At 41.2% G+C, this 23,183-nt stretch carries 22 protein-coding genes and 1 riboswitch; of the genes, 17 read left to right on the plus strand and 5 right to left on the minus strand.

The genetic code is table 11. The features are described from left to right. The first annotated feature begins 248 nt into the window (after window positions 1-248). From AC1DO4_RS18690 to AC1DO4_RS18705, 4 genes are all read left to right on the plus strand, one after another. Window positions 249-2,720 (plus strand): glutaminase family protein, encoded by a 2,472-nt coding sequence (locus tag AC1DO4_RS18690; protein ID WP_477418557.1) that lies wholly within the window; start codon window positions 249-251, stop codon window positions 2,718-2,720. A gap of 146 nt (window positions 2,721-2,866) precedes the next feature. Further along, window positions 2,867-4,186: an MFS transporter gene (locus AC1DO4_RS18695; RefSeq protein ID WP_477418559.1), complete on the plus strand. Its 1,320-nt coding sequence runs from the start codon at window positions 2,867-2,869 to the stop codon at window positions 4,184-4,186. Between the two features lie 9 nt (window positions 4,187-4,195). Further along, window positions 4,196-4,924: a (Fe-S)-binding protein gene (locus AC1DO4_RS18700; protein ID WP_477409430.1), complete on the plus strand. Its 729-nt coding sequence runs from the start codon at window positions 4,196-4,198 to the stop codon at window positions 4,922-4,924. A 69-nt stretch (window positions 4,925-4,993) separates the two neighbouring features. After that, entirely contained in the window at window positions 4,994-5,530 is a 537-nt protein-coding gene (locus AC1DO4_RS18705; RefSeq protein WP_477418561.1) for a DinB family protein, read from the plus strand. Window positions 5,531-5,566: 36 nt separating this feature from the next. Here the strand turns inward: AC1DO4_RS18705 and AC1DO4_RS18710 are convergent, their stop codons facing one another. Next, window positions 5,567-6,688, minus strand: a complete 1,122-nt coding sequence (locus tag AC1DO4_RS18710; RefSeq protein ID WP_477418563.1) for a hypothetical protein — start codon at window positions 6,686-6,688, stop codon at window positions 5,567-5,569. A 553-nt stretch (window positions 6,689-7,241) separates the two neighbouring features. Here AC1DO4_RS18710 and thrS point away from each other — a divergent pair. The 4 genes from thrS to rplT all read left to right on the plus strand — a co-directional run bounded on the left by thrS (window position 7,242) and on the right by rplT (window position 10,503). Next, window positions 7,242-9,167, plus strand: a complete 1,926-nt coding sequence (gene thrS, locus AC1DO4_RS18715; RefSeq protein ID WP_477418565.1) for a threonine--tRNA ligase — start codon at window positions 7,242-7,244, stop codon at window positions 9,165-9,167. Between the two features lies 1 nt (window position 9,168). Then, entirely contained in the window at window positions 9,169-9,735 is a 567-nt protein-coding gene (infC, locus tag AC1DO4_RS18720) for a translation initiation factor IF-3 (protein ID WP_477408024.1), read from the plus strand. Between the two features lie 144 nt (window positions 9,736-9,879). Beyond that, window positions 9,880-10,080 (plus strand): 50S ribosomal protein L35, encoded by a 201-nt coding sequence (gene rpmI, locus AC1DO4_RS18725; RefSeq protein WP_477408022.1) that lies wholly within the window; start codon window positions 9,880-9,882, stop codon window positions 10,078-10,080. Window positions 10,081-10,158: 78 nt separating this feature from the next. Next, on the plus strand, window positions 10,159-10,503 hold the full coding sequence (gene rplT, locus AC1DO4_RS18730) for a 50S ribosomal protein L20 (protein ID WP_076369188.1): 345 nt from the start codon (window positions 10,159-10,161) through the stop codon (window positions 10,501-10,503). 657 nt (window positions 10,504-11,160) lie between these two features. Here the strand turns inward: rplT and AC1DO4_RS18735 are convergent. Both AC1DO4_RS18735 and AC1DO4_RS18740 read right to left on the minus strand, forming a co-directional pair. Continuing rightward, the gene (locus AC1DO4_RS18735; protein WP_477418567.1) at window positions 11,161-11,904 is read right to left on the minus strand and encodes an SRPBCC family protein; all 744 of its coding nucleotides are present in this window, start codon (window positions 11,902-11,904) and stop codon (window positions 11,161-11,163) included. Between the two features lie 66 nt (window positions 11,905-11,970). Next, window positions 11,971-13,230 carry a serine hydrolase gene (locus AC1DO4_RS18740; protein WP_477418569.1) on the minus strand — a complete coding sequence of 420 codons (1,260 nt, stop codon included), beginning with the start codon at window positions 13,228-13,230 and terminating at the stop codon, window positions 11,971-11,973. Between the two features lie 45 nt (window positions 13,231-13,275). After that, window positions 13,276-13,475, plus strand: a riboswitch (cobalamin riboswitch). A 122-nt stretch (window positions 13,476-13,597) separates the two neighbouring features. Here AC1DO4_RS18740 and AC1DO4_RS18745 point away from each other — a divergent pair. The 4 genes from AC1DO4_RS18745 (at window position 13,598) to AC1DO4_RS18760 (ending at window position 17,830) form a co-directional block, all read left to right on the plus strand. Next, a complete protein-coding gene (locus AC1DO4_RS18745; RefSeq protein WP_477418571.1) occupies window positions 13,598-15,550 on the plus strand; it encodes a TonB-dependent receptor plug domain-containing protein in 1,953 nt (650 codons plus the stop codon). A gap of 50 nt (window positions 15,551-15,600) precedes the next feature. Continuing rightward, complete coding sequence (locus AC1DO4_RS18750; protein ID WP_477418573.1) at window positions 15,601-16,173, plus strand: DUF6580 family putative transport protein; 573 nt, start codon at window positions 15,601-15,603, stop codon at window positions 16,171-16,173. Window positions 16,174-16,337: 164 nt separating this feature from the next. Further along, window positions 16,338-17,036, plus strand: coding sequence for an SIR2 family NAD-dependent protein deacylase (locus AC1DO4_RS18755; RefSeq protein ID WP_477418575.1), 699 nt, complete (start codon window positions 16,338-16,340; stop codon window positions 17,034-17,036). An 80-nt stretch (window positions 17,037-17,116) separates the two neighbouring features. Beyond that, window positions 17,117-17,830, plus strand: coding sequence for a Dph6-related ATP pyrophosphatase (locus tag AC1DO4_RS18760; RefSeq protein ID WP_477418577.1), 714 nt, complete (start codon window positions 17,117-17,119; stop codon window positions 17,828-17,830). 228 nt (window positions 17,831-18,058) lie between these two features. Here the strand turns inward: AC1DO4_RS18760 and AC1DO4_RS18765 are convergent, their stop codons facing one another. Both AC1DO4_RS18765 and AC1DO4_RS18770 read right to left on the minus strand, forming a co-directional pair. Continuing rightward, window positions 18,059-18,307, minus strand: coding sequence for a hypothetical protein (locus AC1DO4_RS18765; RefSeq protein WP_477418579.1), 249 nt, complete (start codon window positions 18,305-18,307; stop codon window positions 18,059-18,061). Between the two features lie 3 nt (window positions 18,308-18,310). Continuing rightward, window positions 18,311-19,012 (minus strand): DUF3291 domain-containing protein, encoded by a 702-nt coding sequence (locus AC1DO4_RS18770; RefSeq protein WP_477418581.1) that lies wholly within the window; start codon window positions 19,010-19,012, stop codon window positions 18,311-18,313. 258 nt (window positions 19,013-19,270) lie between these two features. Here AC1DO4_RS18770 and AC1DO4_RS18775 point away from each other — a divergent pair, with 258 nt between their 5' ends. Genes AC1DO4_RS18775 through AC1DO4_RS18795 form a run of 5 tightly spaced genes read left to right on the plus strand, consistent with a single transcriptional unit; the run spans window position 19,271 to window position 23,181 of the window. Next, window positions 19,271-19,747, plus strand: a complete 477-nt coding sequence (locus AC1DO4_RS18775) for a GAF domain-containing protein (protein WP_477418583.1) — start codon at window positions 19,271-19,273, stop codon at window positions 19,745-19,747. After that, on the plus strand, window positions 19,747-20,388 hold the full coding sequence (locus tag AC1DO4_RS18780; protein ID WP_477418585.1) for an alpha/beta hydrolase: 642 nt from the start codon (window positions 19,747-19,749) through the stop codon (window positions 20,386-20,388). The genes AC1DO4_RS18775 and AC1DO4_RS18780 overlap by 1 nt, the downstream gene beginning before the upstream one ends. Window positions 20,389-20,393: 5 nt before the next feature. Further along, entirely contained in the window at window positions 20,394-20,996 is a 603-nt protein-coding gene (locus tag AC1DO4_RS18785; RefSeq protein WP_477418587.1) for a DNA-3-methyladenine glycosylase, read from the plus strand. A gap of 35 nt (window positions 20,997-21,031) precedes the next feature. Continuing rightward, on the plus strand, window positions 21,032-22,318 hold the full coding sequence (gene kynU / locus AC1DO4_RS18790) for a kynureninase (protein ID WP_477418589.1): 1,287 nt from the start codon (window positions 21,032-21,034) through the stop codon (window positions 22,316-22,318). An 8-nt stretch (window positions 22,319-22,326) separates the two neighbouring features. Then, a complete protein-coding gene (locus AC1DO4_RS18795; RefSeq protein WP_477418591.1) occupies window positions 22,327-23,181 on the plus strand; it encodes a bestrophin family protein in 855 nt (284 codons plus the stop codon). The last annotated feature ends 2 nt before the right edge of the window (window positions 23,182-23,183 follow it).

The raw sequence follows: 23,183 nt of genomic DNA on the forward strand, positions 1-23,183 counted from the left end.
AGGTACGAAGCAATCCCTAACTATACAGAGCAGACTATTAAGGTTCGCTCTGCTCATCGGGGATTGCTTCGTACCTCGCAATGACGGGGGATATTCAGACAATTTTTCATCTATACATCAATTCTCTACAATTCGTCTCAATTAATCGTCGTTTTGAATGCATTTTGTAAAAAAAGTTTATTAATTGAAAAGAAAAACAAATATTTACCGCCGACAATTATCTATCTACATTATAACATAAAAAACATATGAGAAGGTTTCCATTAACCGCGTGTATTGCTCTTATTGCCTTTTTAGCAAAGGCGCAGGATACCAAAGCGCCGGCTTATCCGCTTATTACACATAACCCTTACTTTAGTATCTGGTCGTTTTCGGATAAGTTAAACGAATCAACCACCCGCCATTGGACAGGTAAGGACCAATCCTTATTGGGCCTGGTAAAAGTAGACGGCGAAGTATACCGTTTTATAGGTAAGGACCCGGTAAACTATAAAACTGTGGTACCCGCTGCCGACGAGAAACCATACACCTGCAAATACACCGAAACCCAACCTTCAGCAAACTGGGCTGATGCAAAATTTGATGACAACACCTGGAAAACCGGTACAGCACCATTTAGCGATGATAAAACACAAGGAAAAACCGTTTGGACAAGCAGGGATATATGGGTACGCCGGGTGTTTACCTTTCATAAAACAGGTATCAACAAGCTTTACCTTAAACTGCATCATGATGATGAGGCAGAGGTTTATCTTAATGGCGAAAAGATCAATGAAAGTAGTGGCGCCAATGGCGATCTGCAGATGATCCCCTTGAAGGATGATGTTTTGAGTAAATTAAAAGAGGGCGAGAATGTACTTGCTTTGCATTGCACCAATACAGGTGGAGGTGCGTGGATTGACGCCGGCTTTGCCGACGAATTAAAACCAACTGAACACGCCGAGCTGCAGGTTGCAAAACAAACCGGCGTTACCATAAATGCCACACAAACCATTTATTACTTTAAATGCGGCAATGTTGATCTGAAGCTTACTTTTACGTCGCCCTTATTGATGAACAACCTGGCTTTATTGGCCCGGCCCGTATCGTACATTACTTATAATGTAAAATCAAACAATGGTAAAGCGCATAATGTGCAGGTTTATTTCGGCGCATCTGCAGATGTGGCCCGCAATAAACCAAACCAGGCAGTAACCGCTCAAAAATACACAACCAGCACTTTATCTGTTTTAAAGGCAGGTACCGTTGAGCAGCCTATCCTGCAGAAAAAAGGGGATGATTTGCGGATTGACTGGGGTTACATGTACGTGGCTGCACCCAAAACATCTGGCGCCCTGCAATATGTAAGTACCGAAAGTGAAGCCGTTAATTCATTTTTTAAAGGTGATGGTAAATCAATCACCAAAGCGGGCACCAGCCTGGTGTTAAATACGGTACTATCTTTTGGTATGGTTGGTAAAAATGCTGTAAGCAAATTTATCGAATTGGGTTATGATGATATTACCCCGGTTCAGTATTTTCATACAAATTTAAAGCCATGGTGGAAAACCACGCAAATTAAAACCATTGAACAGGCATTGGCTAAGGCAGCTGTTGATTACCCGGCCGTATTAAAAAGTTGCACCGCCTTTAATAGTTCGATGTATAATGAGGCCGAAAAGGCGGGCGGCGACAAATACGCGAAGCTTTGTGTGCTGGCTTATCGCCAGGCTATAGCGGCGCATATATTGGTAAAAAGTCCGCAGGGCGAGATCTTATTTTTATCCAAAGAGAACTTTAGCAATGGCTCTATCAATACTGTGGATGTTACCTATCCATCGGCACCCTTATTCCTGATCTACAATCCAAGTTTGATGGAAGGGATGCTGAACGGGATCTTTTACTTTAGTGAAAGCGGTAAGTTTGCGCATGATTTTGCCGCGCATGATTTGGGTACTTACCCTATTGCCAATGGGCAAACTTATGGCGAGGGCATGCCGGTTGAAGAATCGGGCAATATGCTGGCACTTACGGCGGCCATAGTTAAGGCCAATGGTAATAACCCTGCATATGCCAAAAAGCATTGGAAAGTTTTAACCGATTGGGCAAATTACCTAAGCAGGGAAGGGCTTGATCCGGCTAACCAGCTTTGTACCGATGACTTTGCGGGTCACCTGGCGCGTAATGCCAACTTATCGGCTAAGGCCATAGTAGGAATTGGATGCTACGCTCATCTTGCCGATCTGTTGGGCCAAAAAGCTGTTGCCGCTAAATACAGGGCTATTGCTAAAGAAATGGTAACTAAGTGGATGAAAATGGCTGATGCCGGCGATCATTACTCCCTGGTATTTGATAAGCCGGAAACCTGGAGCCAGAAATACAATATTGTTTGGGATAAGATTCTGGGATTAGATCTTTTTCCGCAATCGGTTTATGACCGCGAAGTTAAATTCTATCTTACCAAACAAAACGAATTTGGTTTGCCTTTAGATAGCCGTAAAACCTATACCAAAAGCGACTGGATCATCTGGACTGCTACTTTGGCCAAAAACCAGGACGATTTTAAAGCCCTTGCCGCCCCGGTTTACAAGTACGCCATCGAAACCCCAACTCGTGTACCCCTAAGCGACTGGCACGAAACCACCGACGGCAAACAAGTAGGTTTCCAGGCCCGCAGCGTAGTAGGTGGATATTTTATAAAGCAGCTGCAGGAAAAGTGGAAACCAACGGTTGGGAAATAGAGTTAAGAATCAAGAGTCAAGACCGAAACCATTTCTGCATGTCATTGTGGGCGTTAAACCCGCAATGACATATTTGCTTGGATTGGCTGCAATAAATTCTGTCTTGTCTTGACTCTTGATTCTTTTTTCCTACTTTTAAAGTATCAATGGAAACCAAAAACAACAAGAAAACCATCCGGGCCTGGGCTTTTTTCGATTGGGCCAATTCTGCCTATAACCTGGTCATCACTTCAACAATTTTCCCGGCTTACTATGTAGCTATCACCTCAAATGCTAAAAATGGCGATAAGGTAATGTTTTTCGGTAAAAGCTTTATTAATACAGCATTATCAAACTACGCGCTTGCTGTGGCTTACATGGTAATGGTTTTGCTTTTGCCCATACTATCGTCAATTGCCGATTACAGGGGCAACAAAAAGATTTTTATGCAATTTTTTACCTGGCTGGGTTCCCTGTCATGTTGCGGGTTGTTTTTCTTCGGACCGGATAACCTGGAGTTTGGAATAATTTGTTTTGCGCTTGCAGCTATTGGTTATAGCGGAGGGTTTGTTTTTTACAATTCCTATCTGCCCGAAATTGCAACCATCGATATGCAGGATAAAGTAAGCGCCAAAGGTTTTACCTATGGCTATATCGGGAGCGTTATTTTACAGGTAATATGTTTGGTTTTTGTGCTTTCGCCCAAAACATTTGGATTAAACGGCGGCAGCGCAGCGCAGCTATCTTTTCTTTTGGTTGGTATCTGGTGGATAGTTTTTGCGTATATACCTTTCACTATATTGCCAAAAGGCAGCCCTAATGCGGTAACCCATCAGCATAACATTATTAAGGGCGGATTTATTGAATTGGGTAAGGTTTGGGCGAAGGTTAAAACCATGCCTTTGTTAAAAAGATTTTTGCCGGCTTTTTTCTTTTATTCTATGGGGGTACAAACCATTATGCTGGTTGCCGCCGGCTTTGGGGCCAAGGTGCTGAAGATGGAAACAAGCGGGCTGATTGAAATTATCCTTATTATACAAATAGTGGCTATAGGCGGCGCTACATTAATGTCGCGTTTATCGGCTATTTATGGTAACGTAAAAGTTTTAATACTGGTGGTAATTATCTGGGTAGCTGCATGTGTGGCGGCATATTTTATAACCACAATTCCGCAGTTTTACGTGCTGGCTATTATTGTTGGCTTAATTATGGGTGGTATCCAGTCTATGTCGCGTTCAACTTATTCCAAATATTTGCCCCAGAATATACCCGATACCGCATCGTTCTTCAGTTTTTATGACGTTACCGAAAAGCTGGCCATAGTAGGCGGGATGTTCAGTTTTGCTGTTATAGAAGAGTTAACCGGCAGTATGCGCAATTCGGCATTGGCATTATGTGGTTTTTTTATTGTTGGACTGATATTATTGCTTTCTTTGCTAAAAGCCGAGAAAACCATAAAAAAATATGTGGAATTTAGCGCCGAATAATTTGTGCCGATGAAGATAGAGCTGTTTGTACCATGTTTTGTAGATCAACTATTTCCTGAAACTGCCTTTAATACTATAAAAGTATTGGAAAAGGCGGGCTGTAAGGTGAATTTTAACCCAAATCAAACCTGTTGCGGGCAGCCGGCGTTTAACGCGGGTTTTTGGGATGACGCCAAAGCCGTGGGCAGCAAGTTTCTGAACGATTTTTCGGAAGACAGCGTGATTGTAACCCCATCTGCATCATGCACCGGCATGGTTAAAAACTATTATAACGATTTGTTTACCAATACAGCTGTACATAATAAATGCAGGGCCATACAGGGTAATATCTATGAGCTGTCGGATTTCCTGGTGAATATCCTGCAGTTTGATTACTTCGGCGCCGAGCTGGATGGTAAGGCCGTTTACCACGATAGCTGCTCTGCCCTTCGCGAATGCAAGATCAGGAACGAACCCCGCCAGCTACTCTCCAAAGTATTGGGTTTAGAACTTTTAGAACTGAAGGATAATGAAACCTGCTGTGGTTTTGGCGGTACCTTCGCGGTTAAGTTTGAAGCTATTTCAACAGCCATGGCCCAGCAAAAGGTAGATAATGCCCTGGCCGCAGGTGCCGAGTACATCATCTCGACAGATGCCTCCTGCCTGCTGCACCTGCAAAGCTATATCGACAAAAATAGTTTGCCGATAAGGACCATTCACCTGGCTGATGTTTTAGCGCTGGGGTGGGGGAATGTTTGATATTGATTGAGGAATTGGGATTTTCGATTTCGGATTTTGTTGTTCCTTTTATACTGATAGTTATTTGTTATGCGATTAATACAACCGCCTAAGGAAGGCGAATATCCGCCATATGCCATTATGTACATGAAGCTGGTACCCACAGACGGCTTTGTGCTAAATCACCTGCAGGATAATTTTCAATTGGTTAAGCAACTGATCTGCTCATTGCCGCACGATGTGTTATATCATCGGTACGCGCCGGGTAAATGGAGTATTAAAGAAGTGCTGGTACATATTATTGATGACGAGCGCATTTTTGCATACCGCGCCCTGCGTTTTGCACGCAACGAAAAAAATAACCTCATAGGTTTTGACCAGGATGCTTATGCCAATTATTCGGATGCCGATAACAGGGACCTGGATAATATATTTGAAGAATATGAAGCGGTAAGACGATCAACCATCGCTTTGTTTAATGGCCTGCCCGAAGAAGCTTTTGACCGGATGGGGCATGGCACCGGTACCGCGAATGATGCTACTGTAAGGGCCTTAGCCTACCATATAACAGGGCACGAATTACATCATTTAAATATCATCAATGAAAAATACCTGGCTGACTTGTAGATTATTATGTTGATGGCGTTTATATTTAATTTCTCATCAATTTCCTGCTTTAATCAACTTTATTTGTAGGGTATCCTGGTAGTACATCATATTCCATTGCATCATTTTACCGGTGTAACCGCTTATTTTCGCTTTGATAGTATCGGTTTGTGCGCCGTTATAAAAAAAAATATTTAAAATGTTCTTTGAGGCATTGTAGGTGTACTCGCCGGCCCAGGCTTGTTGCTCGTCAAAAACATAAGGGTTTAGCGAAAATTCCACCCGGCCGTTTTGCTCCATATAGATAGTATGCCATGCGAGTGGATTGCTTTGCCAGTCTTGCCTGTCAACGGGTTTTCCGTTTCGTGTTAATTCATAAACCTTCCATTTACCCTCAAAGGCAGTTGGTTTGCTTATGGCAACAAAACGGTAGATGCTAAAAAAGGCGAGTGTAATAGCTATTACTTTCAATATCGGCTTTAAAAGGCTTAATTGAACAGGCGGCAGGTCGCTTAATTGTTGAAACAGGAGCGTTTTAAGGTCGGGCCATCTGAGTAATATGAGATAGATTAGCCCGGCAGTTAATATCAATGAATTTATAAAGGCGCCCTGGTCTATCTGGTAAAAAACATTGATGAACACCACGTTAACCATCACCGGCAGCAACACCAATGCCCCCAATAAAGTGGTGCGGCGGAAGAGTAGCAAAATGCCCCCAACAATCTGCATCAATCCCAGAATAACGGCAAAGGTATAGGAGTGCCCAAAGTAATTCCAGGTAAGCTCAAAGCCACTCAGGTTGCCCACCGGCACATCATCCCGGCTATAAATATGACCAAACTGGGTTTTTAATATTTTAGCAAAGCCGTAAATGGAAATTTCAAAAGCAATAAAGTACCTCATGATACCTTGCAGCCAGGCATGCCGTATGCCGGAGTTGAAATTTTCAGCCTTCTGTTTTCGGTGCCAGTAAATGGTATACGTAAGGGCCAGTAAAGCAAACACTCCGCCGACGTAAAAAAATAGTCTGATATATTGACGCTCATCTATCTGGCCTGAATTGGTAAAAAAAAAGCTCGTCAATATCATTTCAAAAGTTACTACAACGGCAATGTAAAAATACAGGCACTCAAAAAATTTGCTGAACCAGGAGGAGGTACGGATAAGAGTATTTGGCATCAGGTTGTTATTTCAGTTTTTGGGTAGATAGCCTCTGCATTTAAGTTATTTTTCAATGTCATCAGGATCAAAAAAAATAAGCTTCAGAAAACTACACTAAAGTCGATTAAAATAGCCAAAAAATAGATACGCATACAATTATTGTCGATTTTTCTTGATAAATGAGGGATAAAAAAAGCGTGTATGGTAACCGGGTTGTCCATTGGATTGTTGATATTATCCAAAATTAAAGCGTTCGGATTTTTCAAACCAGGTGTTCGGGGAGCGTTCGGGGTAAAATTATTGAAAATAGCAATGTGTTGATTATCAGCATGTGCAGTGTTTTATAATAAATTGGTTAAATTATTAAGTATTTGATTATTAATTAGTTGATTTGTTTTTACGATTATAGTTCCTGTATACTCCTGAAAAAGCGAACACCCGGTGAATGATACAAAACCAATAAAAAGGTAGTAAACCATAATTAAAATCCTATTTTTGCACCTCAAATAAACGATCACTCCCGTAGGTGATCACAAAACGTAATTTTATAAACTTTAAATCATAGTTGTAGATGATTAGTATTACACTTCCCGATGGTTCCGTTCGTCAGTACGACAAGGGGATCACTTCCATGCAGATCGCATCTTCGATCTCCGAAGGATTAGCACGTAATGTATTAGCAGCCGAAGTTGATGGCCAGGTTTGGGATGCAGGCCGCTCCATTGAGCAGGATTCAAATGTTAAACTTTTAACATGGAATGATGCTTCGGGTAAATCAACCTTCTGGCATTCATCAGCCCACTTATTAGCCGAAGCTTTGGAGGCCCTTTACCCAGGTACCAAGTTTGGTATCGGTCCGGCTATTGAAACAGGTTTTTACTATGATGTTGACTTTGGCGACCGTGAATTTTCATCAGATGAGTTCAAGAAGATTGAAGATAAGGTTATTGAGCTTGCCAAAACCAAAGCCGAATACATCCGCAAGCCGGTTAGCAAAGCTGATGCTATTGAGTACTTTACCGAAAAAGATGATGAATACAAGCTTGACCTAATTAAGGACCTGCCCGATGGCGCCATTACTTTTTACACACAAGGAAACTTTACCGATCTGTGCCGCGGGCCTCATATCCCCAACACAGGTTTTATAAAAGCTGTTAAGCTGATGAGCGTTGCCGGCGCCTACTGGCGCGGCGATGAAACGCGCAAGCAGCTTACACGTATCTATGGGGTTACATTCCCCAAAGCCAGTGAGCTTACCGAGTACCTGCATATGATTGAAGAAGCTAAAAAGCGCGATCACCGCAAATTGGGTAAGGAGCTGGAGCTATTTGCTTTCTCGGAAAAAGTAGGCATGGGGTTGCCTTTATGGTTACCTAAAGGAACTGCTTTGCGCGAGCGTTTAACTAACTTTTTGCAAAAAGCGCAGGTTAAGGCCGGTTACGAGCAGGTGATCACTCCACATATCGGGCATAAAAACCTGTATGTAACATCAGGTCACTATGAAAAATATGGTGCCGATTCATTTCAGCCTATAAAAACCCCGCAGGAGGGAGAGGAGTTCTTTTTAAAACCAATGAATTGCCCACACCACTGCGAGATCTATAAAACAAAACCCCGTTCATACAAGGATCTTCCTGTTCGCCTGGCCGAGTTTGGTACTGTATACCGTTACGAACAAAGCGGCGAGCTGCATGGCTTAACCCGTGTACGTGGCTTTACCCAGGATGACGCGCACTTATTTTGCCGCCCCGACCAGGTAAAAGATGAGTTTAAAAAGGTTATCGACCTGGTACTGTACGTATTTAAGGCTTTAGGCTTTGAAAATTACACCGCACAGGTTTCTTTACGCGATCCGGAAAATAAAGCCAAATACATCGGTACCGACGAAAATTGGGCATTGGCCGAGTCGGCTATCATTGAGGCTGCTGCCGAGAAAGGCTTAAATACAGTAGTTGAGCTTGGTGAGGCTGCTTTTTATGGCCCTAAGCTCGATTTTATGGTGAGGGATGCCCTTGGTCGTAAATGGCAATTGGGTACCATTCAGGTTGATTATAACCTGCCCGAGCGTTTTGAACTGGAATATACAGGTAGCGACAATTTAAAACATCGCCCGGTAATGATTCACAGGGCGCCATTTGGCTCCATGGAGCGCTTTATTGCGGTATTAATTGAGCACTGCGCAGGTAATTTTCCGTTATGGTTATCTCCTGAGCAATTTATTATCCTGCCGATATCAGAAAAATACGAGGAATATGCAAAAAAACTTTCTGATGTGTTAAAAGATTCCGATATTTGCGGGCTGATTGATTTCAGGGACGAGAAGATAGGGCGTAAAATACGCGATGCTGAAGTCAAAAAGATCCCTTATATGTTAGTAGTGGGTGAAAAAGAAGCTGCCGAGGGCATGGTTTCTGTTAGGAAACACGGCCAGGGCGACTTGGGAAGTATGAGCATAGAAGATTTTAAAGAACAAATAATTAAAGAAATAAAAGTATAACTTGGCATTAAACAAACCTTTCAATAGAGGACCAAGGCTTCCTTTTAAGAAAAAAGAAGCTGAACACAATATCAACCAATTCATTAGGGCTCAGGAAGTTCGCCTTGTAGGTGATAACGTAGAGCAAGGAATTTTTTCACTAAGAGATGCTCTTGCTATAGCGCAGGAGCAGGAACTTGACCTGGTTGAAATATCTCCGAACGCTGTACCACCTGTTTGTAAAGTAACAGACTATAACAAGTTTATTTACGAGCAAAAGAAAAAGCTTAAAGAGATAAAGAGCAATGCCAAGCAAACTGTTATTAAAGAGATTCGCTTCGGACCTAACACTGATGATCATGACTTTGAATTTAAGTTAAAGCATGCCATTAAATTTTTGGAATCAGGCGAAAAGGTAAGAGCTTACGTACACTTTAAAGGCCGTGCTATTGTTTACAAAGAGCAGGGTGAGATATTACTGCTGCGTTTTGCCCAGGCATTGGAAGATGTAGGTAAAGTGGAGCAATTACCAAAGCTTGAAGGTAAAAGGATGTTTTTAACCCTGGCGCCTAAAGCAGCTAAAAAGTAGATATAAGATGTTAGATATGAGATTTGAGACAATTTTATATCTGACATCATTTAAAATAAACGTGAAATATGAGGTCGGGATGCGAAGAGATAGTTAGTCTCACATCTCAAATCTCATATCTAACATCTAAATAAATAAATAGTTATGCCAAAAATGAAAACCAATTCCAGTGCTAAAAAGCGTTTTAAGCTTACTGGAACCGGTAAAATCACACGGAAGAATGCATTCAAAAGCCACATCTTAACCAAGATGTCGACTAAACGTAAGCGTAACCTTGGTCACACCAGCTTAGTGTCTGATGCTGATATGGGAAATGTTAAACGTATGCTTTGCATCGGAAAGTAATTCACAATTTTTTTAACCAGGTATTAGAGTTTTAAGTTCGGCTGTAAAAGCAGGCACTCACTACCAAAATCAAACAACATGCCACGTTCAGTTAACGCAGTAGCGTCGAGAAGACGCCGGAAAAGGATCATGAACCTCGCCAAAGGTTATTGGGGTTCACGCAGCAAGGTTTATACCGTTGCAAAAAACACAGTTGAAAAAGGTTTACAGTACGCTTATCGTGACCGTAAAACCAAGAAAAGAGAATTCAGAGCTTTATGGATCCAGCGTATTAACGCAGGTGCCCGTCAGCACGGAATTTCTTACTCTCAATTAATAGGTAAATTAGCAGCAAAAGAAATCGGTTTAAACCGTAAAGTATTAGCTGATTTAGCAATGAATCATCCTGATGCTTTCAAAGCCGTGATTGATGCAGTAAAATAATAACAAAAAATTCAATAACGAAAATGGTCCTTTGATAGTTCAGAGGACCATTTTTGTTATATTTATATTTTAACCATCAAAGCTTGCGTGTAATAAAGCCTAAATCAACTATCCAATGCGGTACCGGCCAAGATCATTTGTTTCAGCCCTGTTTATGTTTTGTTTGGTAATAATATTTATTGGTGCTAAATCCGAAAGAAAAAATAGCCCCCCAATACGAGTGACAAGCAGCACTGGGACGATTAAACTTTCAAAACGGTGGATGCAACCTGCAATAGTAAAAGATACAGCTATAACAGTGTCCTACGGAGTAGTCTCATGTACCTGTGCACAGTGGATTATATTTACAAAACAAGCCAGGGAGTATATTTACCTGGAACCGGCTGATAAACGTTTGATCAATGCTGACGGTATATGGGATGGAGGACATGTGCCACTGCGATTAAAAGTCATAGGTAGTTTTTATAAACATAAGGGAATACCTCCAAATTATCGGGAACTTAAAGGTAGTCCCGATTCGGCGAGAATTTTTAAATACAGGAAGATTGAAATATTAAGTGCTTATTTTAGAAATAAGAAGCACTGGGGTATTAATACCAATTAATTTAAATAAAAGCCACCGTTAAAAGTTTAACAGGTGGCTTTTATATTGGACATCTAAGATATGATAATAACCTCTGGCGTATCAAGTGAGGTTTCCAGCCCGTTATCAAGATCCATGTACTGTTTAAAATTTTGCACGTCTTTATCAACCATCTTTTTAAATAAGGGGTTTAATACCTTGGCAAGGCCGGCGCCCAATCCGCCTGCCGGTGGCTGGTAGGTAATTACAATATCTACAATGGTTCCGGTACCATCTATGGTATCCTGGAAACGCACTTTGCCTGCATTATTAATTGTAGACTCGGGGAGCGAGCTCCAGCCTATCATTTCGTTAGGTTCGTCTTTTACAATTTCTGCATGCCAGCTAACGGTTGCTACATCCGCAGGGAGCTTTAATACCCAATAAGAATACTTTGAGTCGATGACTTCAACACTTTCCAGGTGTTTCATAAACAGGGGGAGGTTATCAAACTTGCGCCAAAAATTGTAAACCTTGTGCCGGGGCTGATTAACGGTGAATGAAGACCGGATATTGATGTTAATTGGATTGGTTGATAATTTGCCAATTCGCTTATACAATTCGCAATGGCCGGTAATACCGCGGTTTAAAAGATATCCGCTGGCGCCTAATTTTAATATGCTCGTAAACGGGTTCGAAAAGATATGCTTAAAACCCGACCATCCCAGTTTTACGCCTCCAACGATAGACGTATAACGCTCGGGCCAGTTCAGGTTTATCCTGTCGTCGCCGTAAAGTACCGGGTAGTTATCGGTATATTTAACTATTGTAGTTGCCATAGTGTTATTTAATTGGGTGTAAAAACTAAACAGTATATAGCGGGCTAAGTTTTTGTTAATTGAATTTTATTTAACCTTGCCGTAATTAAATTTAAATTTGGTTAAATCGGGCAAGCGGTTTTTGATTCTTTGTAGTTCGTATTTATAAATCACCTGCCCAAGGTTTTTCAGGAAAGGAAGGCAAACGGTTGCATACCCGTACTTATTATCATTAAGGATCCCATCCTCGTTTGATTGTACTACCGCTGTAAGTATAAACTCAACTTTGTTTTTAAAATCTACAATGTAGGCGTTATCAATATCGTACCCATAACTGTCGCCATATTTGTTAAATATCCTGATATCGGGATTGGGTGCCGCTGTGCTATCGGCGCCGTAAAACAAAAGCTTACTTACAGTTGGGTAGTATTCGTGCCGGTTGTAAGTTGGCTTTACACTTTCGGTAGGAAACATGCTCATGTAACGATAAATGAACTGATAATCCGCAGCGGTTAAGTTAAAACGCTGTGTTTTAGGGAAAACTTCTGGAAAAAGAAGTCGTTTTAATATCATCTGCTGGTCGGTGATGGTGTAAACGTTCTTTTCGGCAAAGCTGAACGGCTGCATTACCAGTTTATCATCCTTATCCAGGTAGCCCTTACCTTGTATCAAGTTTTCTAACTTCATAGGATATTCGTTGCTATCATAAAGCGCCGGTTTGTGATAAACCAATTGAGCATCATTATAAAAATCAACCGGATTGGTATGTTTAGTGCCTTCCCCGGTATCGCCAATGGCAAGCCTGCCAATGATACGGGTATGGTTTAAATTATACTTTTTAAGTTTTTTATTGATCTCCTCGCGGCCAACAAATTCATACAGCCTGTTGTAGGCATCATTATCACTTACCAGCAGGATTTTTTTGATGTAGTTTTCAATTGATGGAAGTCCGTTTGCAGATGAAGTATCCGATTTAACTTTAGTTTGCCCGGCAAAGGCACTATCGGTTATCATTACAGATTGTTTTGTTAAGCCTTTAATTTTCAACTCATTCAATTTCTCGAGCRTGAAAATAGCTGTTGGCAGTTTTACGGTACTTGCCGGGTAAAAATACCGGTTAGGGTTAAGCCGGTAGCTGTATGATTTAAAATGAGGGATGTTGTTTTTGTCCCGATCAATTTTTGTGTAAAGAATCTGGACTTCGTTTTGGGTTGGATGATTGAGTATGCCATTAAACAGTTCGGGCTGAGCTTGTAAAAGTTTTTTTAGGAAAAGTGTATCGGGTTGCTGGGCAAAGCTTATTAAACCAATTATCATCAAAAATAACAAAGTGCAATACGTTTTCATCAGCATAAATATACAGATGTTTAGTTGTGGTTATTAATAGTTGTTGTACTTTTGCACCGCTTTAGGTTTCTTTGATAGGATATTATCAAAGAATTAAAAGGGAATACGGTGTAAATCCGGAACTGTCCCGCAGCTGTAAGCTCCATAACCATAGTTCATTCTTAAAGTCACTTCTGATAAAAACGGAGGGAAGACAGAACAAAAGGGGAGTAAGTCAGAAGACCTGCCAGAGCATTATAAATTATTCATAGCTTTCGTGGATTGAAGCCTGGATGTGAATGCTCTTCTTTTAGTAGTGTATTTTCATTTTGTCCTGTCTGTGTTGTGCTATTTAAACTGCATTATTATTTAACGCTATAGCAAATACATGAAAAAAAAGTACTTTAAAATTGTTTTAGGATTAGGTTTATTGCAGGTGGGTTTATGCAACACCGCCGCGTTTGCGCAGGATACCACCCGGTTATTAAATGACGTGGTAGTTACTGCCACCCGCTCACCTAAAAAATTAACCGATATAGGTAGGGTAGTTACCGTAATATCGGCAGAGCAGATCAACCGTTCGCAAGGCAAAACTTTACCCCAGTTATTGAATACCGTTGCCGGAATAACTTTCTCTGGCGCTCAAAACGCGCCCGGCATCAGCACATCGGTTTTTTTACGCGGCGCATCATCGGGTAATACTTTAATATTAGTAGATGGTTTCCCGGTTAACAACGCAAGCTCAATTGATGGTAGTTATGATCTTAATGCTTTCCCGTTAAACCAGGTTGAAAGAATTGAAATATTAAAAGGAAGCGGGTCGACACTTTACGGATCTGATGCTGTGGCCGGTGTGATCAATATTATCACCAAACATCCGCAAGGACAGGGCTTAAAAGGCAATTTGCAATTAACGGGCGGCAGTTATAACACCTTCCAGGAATCGGCMGGGTTGACCGGGGTAATAAACCATACCGGGATTACCGTTAACCTATCTAATACGGATTCAAAGGGTTTTGCGGCCGCTACCGATACTACAAACAAAGCCGGATTTAAAAAAGATGGTTTCCACCAGCGTTCGGCCAGCGTTAACATCAACCAATATATTTCTGAGAAATTTAGCCTGAACGGTAATTTTCAGGGCAGCTATAACACAGGTAATCTGCCTTATGGCGCTTTTGTAAATGATAACAACTACACCTACAACAATACATTTATATTTGGTGGTTTAGGGGCTAAAGTGAAATTACCAAAGGGGACATTGGTGTTTAATGCCAGCCAAAATACAGTTCGTAACAACTTTAAAAACCTGCCACCCGATAATAACGAAACCAACCAGTTAACAAAAAACACCGGCCGCATAAGCAATTTAGAAGCTGTGTTGAATTATAATTTGGGCAAATATTTTGACATTACGGGCGGCGCGAACTATAAATACAGCAATACCGACCAGTATAGCTCGTTTGAACAAGCAGGGTATCATCCTGGTCCAAGTATTATAAACTCGGATACGGCACATAGCAGCATTACCAGCGTTTACACCTCGTTATTTTTTAAATCAAACATTTTCCATATGGAACTGGGCGGCAGGTATAATCACCATAGTAAATACGGAGATAATTTTACCTATACTATTAACCCTTCGCTGTATTTAGCAGATCAGTTTAAAGTGTTCGGAACTATTGCCTCGGCCTATAAATCCCCATCTTTATATCAATTGTACTCGCAATATGGCAATGGTAAATTAAAGCCAGAAACAACTACCTCATACGAGGCAGGATTTGATTGGGAGATCGTAAAAAATGCATTATCGTTTAACACCGTATTCTATAAACGCAATACAAAAGATGTAATTTATTTCTTCTCTCAATCACAGCCTCCTTATAGATCATTCTATAAAAATGGATCTTTTCAAAAAGATAAAGGCTTTGAAACTGAACTGAAATACAATTCAAACAAGCTAACTGCATCAGCATACTTTGCTTATGTTACAGGTAAGCAAACTGATGAAGCCGGCAAACAAACGGCTAATTTATACCGCAGGCCAAAAAATACCTTCGGTGCTAATGTTTCATACCAGGCCTGTGCTGATTTCCTGATTGGTGTAAATTATAAATATACCGGCAACAGGGGCGACCTGAATTTCGCCACCTATCCATCTACAATCACTACTTTGAAAAACTATAACCTGGTTGATCTTCACCTGCAATTAAAAGCCACCAAAAATTTGAATTTATTTGGCGATCTGAACAACGTACTCGATCAGAAATATACCGATTGGCTGGGGTATAACACACGTGGCATAAACTTTATGCTTGGTGCAAAATACCAGTTTAATTAGTAGTTTTTATTTAACATGATTATGAGTAATTTTACGTCATAAATATCACCATGAATAAAAAAGACACCATCAACAGGAACATTATCCTTATTTTAATGATAATTGTTGCTGCAGCTTTCAGGCTGATAACCTTTAAGTATAAGGAACTGAGTAACTTTACACCGGTGGGCGCTATAGCTGTGTTCGGAGGTGTTTACTTTACCGAAAAATGGAAAGGCTATGTAACGGTATTACTTACGCTTTTTACTACCGATATCATCATCAACTATCTGTACACATCAAAAATTACCTTGTGGTATAGTGGTGCTGTTTGGGTTTATCTTTGCTTTGCCCTGATGGTTTTAGTTGGGAGTTTTATAAAAAAGGTAAATGTGCTTAACGTATTTTTGGCGTCTGTTGCATCGGTATTGATTCACTGGTTCATTATCGATCTGCCATTTTTATATGGCACTATGTACCCGCATACTTTAGCAGGTTATGGTCAATCGTTAATTAATGCTATTCCGTTTGAAAAGAACATGGTTTTAGGCGACCTATTATTTGGTTTTCTGTTGTTTGGCGGTTTTGAGCTGGCAAAGAGTAAGTTTGCTTTTTTGCAAACCCAAAAGCAGCTGGCTCTTTAAACTAAAATAATTAAATTGAAAGCGATCTGCCATAATGCAGGTCGCTTTTTTTATGGGCTGATTTGTAAAGCTAAAAGCTGAAAGCACAAGGCTGAAAGCTAATTATTGAGATGCAAATACTTTCCTGGTTTGTTAGCGGATATTAAAACAGATTGGATATAGATATGAAAAACTTAGTGGTATTAACAGGAGCGGGGATCAGCGCTGAGAGTGGTTTAAAGACCTTTAGAGACAGCGACGGCCTTTGGGAGGGTTACAACATACAGGATGTGGCTACACCCGAAGCATGGGAGTATAACCCGGTAATGGTGCAGCAGTTTTATAACGAGCGGCGCAAGTCGGTATTGGAAGCAAAACCCAATGCTGCCCATTACGCTTTAGCCAGGCTGGAAGAGCAATTTAATGTAACCATTATTACCCAAAATATAGATGATTTGCATGAAAGGGCCGGCTCCACTAAAGTAGTTCATTTGCATGGTATTATTACCCGTTCGCAATCAAGCATCAATCCAGCACTTACTTATCCTATTGATGGATGGGAGATCAGGATGGATGAGGTTTGCGAGCTTGGTTCACCCTTGCGGGCCCACGTGGTTTGGTTTGGCGAAGATGTGCCTATGATAGAACCGGCAGCCCGGATTTGCGCCGGTGCCGATCTGTTTATGCTTATAGGCTCCTCGCTGGCGGTTTACCCGGCTGCCGGCCTGATTGCTTATGTAAACAGGGAAGTGCCTAAGTATATCATAGATCCCAGGATACCGGACACAAGAGTTAGCGGGCCTGTAATTAAGATACAGGAAAAAGCAACAGTTGGGGTAACGACCCTGGTGGACGAGTTGCTGAAAGACAATTCGGCAACATAAAGCCCCTGTCATTAATAATTAATTGCCGGCTTTTTGCTTTGTGCATTCTGCCTTTAGCTTCTATATAATCACGATTTAAAATGAAATGTATATTCAATTGGAGCGGAGGGAAGGACAGCGCGCTTGCGTTATACCATTGCCTTCAAGATCCAAACCTGGAAATAAAGTATTTGGTAACAACCATTAATGATGCTGCCGACAGGATCTCAATGCACGGCGTTCGTACCGAATTGTTGATCAAACAGGCAGAAAGTATTGGTATTCCATTGTACCAGATTCGCCTGCCCGAAATGCCGGGGATGAAAGAGTATGATGAAGTAATGCATCATCATTTATCTCACCTTAAAAATGAAGGTATAACCCATTCTATCTTTGGCGATATCTTCCTGCAGGACCTGAAAGATTACCGCGATGCCCGTTTGAGTGAGCTTGGCCTCACCGGCATTTACCCATTATGGAAACGGGATACCGTGGAGCTGATCAACGAGTTTTTAACCCTCGGATTTGGAACGGTAATAGCTTGTACCCAGGCACGGCTTGAGCGGATAGTTGGAAAGGAGCTAAGCCCCGAATTGATTGACGCCTTACCCGATGATGTGGATGTTTGCGGGGAGAACGGGGAGTTTCATACTTTCACTTTTAAAGGCCCCATTTTTAAAAAAGAGATAAGTTATAAAACCGGGGTTAAGGTATTTAAGGAATACCAGGCACCCAAAAATGCCGATGATTCATGTGCTTCAACTGCCGGTCAAAAGCCATCAGGTTTTTGGTATTGCGATCTTCTTTTGGCTTAACTTCGCATTTATTTGGTAAAATAACCAGCCAAATTTAATTTTTTATAAATTTATATATGGTCTGTTTATCAATGCTTTAAGTAGACTAATATGAACTAATTATTTATTTAAGACAAGATTTGGTTGAATTTAAGGTCATAAATAGCGTATTTTGCCAAATTTAATTCTGTTAAGGAGGTATAATGTAATTAAAACACTGTAAGTCAATTATTTAACAACTAAGTCCTGTTAAAAATTATACCTGTAATAGGCGTCTTTGAAGTCGGAACGCATTTCAATAAAACGGGCGGCCACCTTCTTTAAAAACTCTTCATCCAACAATTCAAAAACACTGTTAACGCCATCGGTCAGGTCCATTTCAGCTATTTTAAAACTTTGCTCCAGGGTGCCCTGTTCAATCTTTACAATAAACTTTTGGTTCATGTTCAGGATGGAGATTTTAAAATCGGGGTGCGGTAATTCGGCAACAATTCTCATATCTTAATTTTTTAACAGGTTATTTAAAGGGTCATTGCCATTCAGCGAGCCAAAGCTGGCAATGGGCTTAAACCGGGCAAATAGCTCTTCGCTGTACCAATTTTCGCTTCGGGTAAGTTTTATTACTTCGGCATGCTCGCGGCTTTTGTAGGCAAAGTTTTTTACATCATCAATGCTCTGCCAAACAGAAAATGTGGCCTGGCGATATACCGGTGCTTCGCCTACGCCAAAGGAGGTAATATACCCCGCTGCACTGGTCATCAAACCCGCTACTTCATCTACATGGCTCCAAAAATTCCTTAGCCTGCTTATCCTGATCGTGGCCCGTGTAAGTACAGCCACCGGACCTGTATAGTTTTGTATATCCGGCTTGCCAAAAGGTTCTTTACCATTCCATTTACCATGGCTTTGCAATGGCTGGCATAATATGGTATAACCTTCATGGCCTAATACCTTCCACCAGCTGGAAATAAAGGAGTGATTATAGAACCTGTCGAAATCTTCCCGGTTTTCCCAGCAGGCTAACAGGCCCCATTGTTGCCAGTCTGGCTGCAGGTCGAAGGTTCCATTCCGGCCCGAGCCAAGCAGCTTGTAAAATGTGCAGCCCTTTTGCATCAGCATGGGCAGGCGGTGTATTGCCATAGCCAGCAAGGCGAAGGGAATAAAAAGCTTTCGGTACCGGATTATAGTTAAACTAACAAACATACACCTGCTAAATAAAAGATTAAATATGATATTATTGGTATCAATTGGTATCAAGTACTTAGTATCAAGTATCAAGATTGATTTTCTGGTCAATATATTCGATAGGGGGACTTTTGACGCTTGCAGAAAAATAAAAAGAAAAAAGTCTTGATACTTGACATTGACTACCTGCTACTAATTGTTATTTGACAGTAAAAAGAAAAAAGTCTTGCTACTTGATACTAACTACTTGCTACCGAAAATGGTCATCTTTGCATTATGGCAGAGGATTTAAACATAACCACATCAACAGACAAAGTCGAACAATATACCGCTTTGATCCCCCAGATTGAAGCGTTACTATATGGCGAACCTGATCTTGTAGCCAATCTGGCTAACATCAGCGCAGCTTTAAAAGAGCAGTTTAAATGGTTTTGGGTTGGTTTTTATATGGTAAAGAACGGTGAATTGGTTTTGGGCCCTTTCCAGGGGCCTGTGGCCTGTACGAGGATAGCTTTGGGTAAAGGTGTTTGCGGTACGGCATGGGAGCAGGCCAAAACGCTTATAGTGCCCGATGTAGAGGCCTTTCCTGGCCATATTGCATGTAGCTCTCTTTCGCAGTCGGAAATAGTAGTGCCGGTATTTAATAATGGTGAGGTTGTTGGCGTTTTGGATGTTGACAGCGAGCTGTTAGACCAGTTTGATGAAACTGATGCGCGCTTCCTGGAGCAGATTGTAAAGCTGGTAAAATTTTAATGAGCAGGATTTACCTGGTAGCCGGCCTCGGCGCCGATACGCGCATTTTCAATAATATCGACCTGGGCAATCATGAAGTGATTCCGGTGGACTGGATAGAGCCAGGCTCACGGGATACTTTGGCGGGCTATGCACAAAAGCTAATTTATCAATATAACATCAAGCCGGATTCTATACTGATAGGTAATTCGATGGGAGGAATGATCGCTGTTGAAATGGCTAAGCTTATTCCTATGAAAAAAGTTATCATTATTTCCAGTATTAAAACAAGTGATGAGGCGCCCCGGTATTTTAGTTTCTTTAGGAATTTGCCGGTTCAAAAATTAATTCCCGGCAAACTAATGACCTCGATGGGGTTTATGATCAAACCGATGTTTGGCAAGATGAGCGAAGAGGATGCATGGGTGTTTAATGATATGCTGAAAAGGACGTCGCCGGTATTTGTAAAGTGGGCCATGGGTGCAATTTTAAACTGGAAAAACGATGTAGTCCCCGCAAATATTTACCATATAACCGGTGATAAAGATCTCATCTTTGATTATACACGTATAAAAAATGCTACCATTGTACATGGTGGAACGCACATTATGATTTTCGATAAAGCCAAAGAAATTAATAAACTGTTAAAACAAATCCTCTAAAAAAAATGAAGCTGACCGAGGATTATTATTTAGGCAATGATGTGGTTGCTATCAGCAAAAACCTGTTGGGCAAGTATTTATTTACCTGCATTGATGGTATAACTACTGGTGGTTATATTGTTGAAACAGAAGCCTATAACGGAATTATAGATAAGGCCTCTCACTCCTTTGGAAGTAGGGTAACCCCACGTACCAAAACCATGTTTATGCAGGGAGGTATAGCCTATGTTTACCTATGCTATGGCATCCATGAAATGTTTAACGTAGTAACTTCAGTTGAAGGTGAGCCGCATGCGATACTGATCAGGGCTATTAATCCAACTGATGGCATTGAGGCCATGCAGGTAAGGCGAAATATGCTGGTACTTAAATCAACAATCACTGCCGGGCCAGGCTCTGTTGCAAAGGCGTTAGGCATCACCCGGAACATTAATGCTATTAGCTTGCAAAGTGATACGCTTTGGATTGAAGACCGGGGACTGAATTTTACGGATGAACAAATAACTATTGGCCCGCGTATTGGCGTGAGCTATGCGGGCGAGGATGCTTTTTTACCTTATCGTTTTTATGTTAAAGGCAACAAATTCGTAAGTAAACCCAATAAATAAATGCTTTAAGTTTGCCTTTTTTGTAATATTGAGCGATGGATTATCAAAATAGTTTAGCATTTGCCAAAGCACAGGACGGGAAGGACGCTTTAAAAGATTTCAGAAGCAGGTTTTTAATTCCAAAGCATAAAGGAAATGATGCCATTTATCTTTGTGGTAATTCTCTTGGTTTACAACCCAAATCCGCAGCACAATATATTACCGACCAGATGAACACCTGGAAAGACCTTGCAGTAGAGGGTTGGTTCCAGGGTGAGGATCCCTGGTTAGAATATCATAAATCGCTTTCATTGTCAATATCAAAGATAGTTGGTGCGCAGGAAAATGAAGTTACAGTAATGAATTCACTTACAGTAAACCTTCATTTACTGATGGTAAGTTTCTATAAACCAAATAGTAAACGATTTAAAATAATCATGGAAAGCGGCGCTTTTCCATCGGATCAATACGCTGTGGAAAGCCAGGTTAAGTTTCATGGCTTTGATCCCAAAGATGCAGTGATTGAGGTTTTTCCGCGCAGCGGAGGAGTTACTTTACGGACAGAAGACATACTTCAAGCTATCAATGAGCATGCCGATGAGCTGGCTTTAGTGCTTTTTAGCGGGATAAATTATTACACCGGGCAGTTTTTTGATCTGGAGGCTATTACCGATGCTGCTCACAGGGCAGGCGCTTATGCAGGTTTCGATCTTGCGCATGCCGCGGGTAACGTCCCATTGAAATTGCATGAATGGGGTGCCGACTTTGCCTGTTGGTGTTCATATAAATACATGAACTCAGGTCCGGGAGGGATCAGTGGCATTTTTGTGCACCAAAAGCATTTTACCAACAAAGAAATTAACCGCTTCGCTGGCTGGTGGGGATACCGTGCCGATAAGCGCTTTTTAATGGCTCCAGGCTTCGATCCGGCAATGGGAGCCGACGGCTGGCAGGTAAGTACAAGCCCGGTGTTGCTTCTCGCTTTATTTAAAGCCTCTATGGTTATTTTTGATGATGCGGGCGATATGGATATCATCCGAGAAAAAAGCCTTGCTCTGACGGGTTATTTGGAGTTTTTAATCAACGAGATTAATAAAGGGAGGGCTGAAGACATTTTCAGGATCATTACGCCTGCTGATCCGGCTGTACGTGGTAGCCAGCTATCAGTGGTTTGTAAGCATAATGCAAAAGCAATTTTTAAACACCTGACCGATAACGGTGTTATAGGCGACTGGCGCGAACCTGATGTCATCCGCCTGAGTCCGGTGCCTCTTTATAATACCTTTGAAGATGTTTATTACACCGCTAAATACCTGGCTGATTCATTAGAAGCTTTTAAATAACTTTTTATATGGTTTATTACAATCCCAAAGAGTGGTTTTCTTTCGTTTTCAGGCTTAACAAAGCGGACACATTACGCGAACTTTTTCCACTGATAATAGCAGTTGCTGCTTACGCAGGCGTAGTCACTTACCTGTTAATAGATTTCTGGAAACTACCTGATACCAGCTTGCTTAAAAAGGTGAGCTATATCCATCAAACTATCGGGTTTGTTTTTTCATTATTGCTGGCTTTTCGTATTAACTCAGCTTATGATCGCTGGTGGGAAGGTCGTAAGGTTTGGGGTAGTCTTACCAATAGCAGCCGTAACCTGGCCATCAAGTTAAAGCACCTGGTTAATGAAAACGATTTACCTTTTTTTAACTACGCCATCCCGCTTTACGCCCGTTCTTTAAGGGATCATCTTCGGGATGTTTATGAATCAGAGCGGCAACAGTTTGTAACTATCAATCCCGAAAAACACGTACCTAACCAGGTAGCATCAGCCATTATAGCGAACATCTATCGACTGAATAAAAACGGGCAAATAAACGCGGAGCAGTTGTTTAGTATAACTGCGGAAATAACTTCATTTACAGATATTTGCGGGGCTTGTGAGCGCATCAGGAAAACACCAATACCTTACTCGTACAGCGTTTTTATCAAGAAGTTCATTTTTACTTATATCATGACCTTGCCATTTACCTGGGCCTTTGACCTCAAGTATTTTACGGTGCCAATCATTGGTTTTGTGTTGTTTGTTTTTGCAAGTATCGAATTGCTGGCCGAGGAGATTGAAGATCCATTTGGGTACGATGCTAATGATTTACCGCTGGATAACATTTGTGATAATATCCAAAAACACATTGGTGAGATATTAGGTTAACA

The sequence above is a fragment of the Mucilaginibacter sp. P5_A6 genome, from assembly GCF_056400585.1.

Coding starts and splice junctions, on each gene's coding strand:
- rplT (WP_076369188.1), top strand. CDS start 10,159: ATGCCACGTTCAGTTAACGCAGTAGCGTCGAGAAGACGCCGGAAAAGG.
- AC1DO4_RS18785 (WP_477418587.1), top strand. CDS start 20,394: ATGAAGCTGACCGAGGATTATTATTTAGGCAATGATGTGGTTGCTATC.
- AC1DO4_RS18705 (WP_477418561.1), top strand. CDS start 4,994: ATGCGATTAATACAACCGCCTAAGGAAGGCGAATATCCGCCATATGCC.
- AC1DO4_RS18765 (WP_477418579.1), bottom strand. CDS start 18,307: ATGAGAATTGTTGCCGAATTACCGCACCCCGATTTTAAAATCTCCATC.
- thrS (WP_477418565.1), top strand. CDS start 7,242: ATGATTAGTATTACACTTCCCGATGGTTCCGTTCGTCAGTACGACAAG.
- AC1DO4_RS18775 (WP_477418583.1), top strand. CDS start 19,271: ATGGCAGAGGATTTAAACATAACCACATCAACAGACAAAGTCGAACAA.
- AC1DO4_RS18760 (WP_477418577.1), top strand. CDS start 17,117: ATGAAATGTATATTCAATTGGAGCGGAGGGAAGGACAGCGCGCTTGCG.
- AC1DO4_RS18735 (WP_477418567.1), bottom strand. CDS start 11,904: ATGGCAACTACAATAGTTAAATATACCGATAACTACCCGGTACTTTAC.
- AC1DO4_RS18795 (WP_477418591.1), top strand. CDS start 22,327: ATGGTTTATTACAATCCCAAAGAGTGGTTTTCTTTCGTTTTCAGGCTT.
- AC1DO4_RS18700 (WP_477409430.1), top strand. CDS start 4,196: ATGAAGATAGAGCTGTTTGTACCATGTTTTGTAGATCAACTATTTCCT.
- AC1DO4_RS18755 (WP_477418575.1), top strand. CDS start 16,338: ATGAAAAACTTAGTGGTATTAACAGGAGCGGGGATCAGCGCTGAGAGT.
- rpmI (WP_477408022.1), top strand. CDS start 9,880: ATGCCAAAAATGAAAACCAATTCCAGTGCTAAAAAGCGTTTTAAGCTT.
- AC1DO4_RS18770 (WP_477418581.1), bottom strand. CDS start 19,012: ATGTTTGTTAGTTTAACTATAATCCGGTACCGAAAGCTTTTTATTCCC.
- AC1DO4_RS18780 (WP_477418585.1), top strand. CDS start 19,747: ATGAGCAGGATTTACCTGGTAGCCGGCCTCGGCGCCGATACGCGCATT.
- AC1DO4_RS18695 (WP_477418559.1), top strand. CDS start 2,867: ATGGAAACCAAAAACAACAAGAAAACCATCCGGGCCTGGGCTTTTTTC.
- AC1DO4_RS18690 (WP_477418557.1), top strand. CDS start 249: ATGAGAAGGTTTCCATTAACCGCGTGTATTGCTCTTATTGCCTTTTTA.
- AC1DO4_RS18750 (WP_477418573.1), top strand. CDS start 15,601: ATGAATAAAAAAGACACCATCAACAGGAACATTATCCTTATTTTAATG.
- AC1DO4_RS18710 (WP_477418563.1), bottom strand. CDS start 6,688: ATGCCAAATACTCTTATCCGTACCTCCTCCTGGTTCAGCAAATTTTTT.
- kynU (WP_477418589.1), top strand. CDS start 21,032: ATGGATTATCAAAATAGTTTAGCATTTGCCAAAGCACAGGACGGGAAG.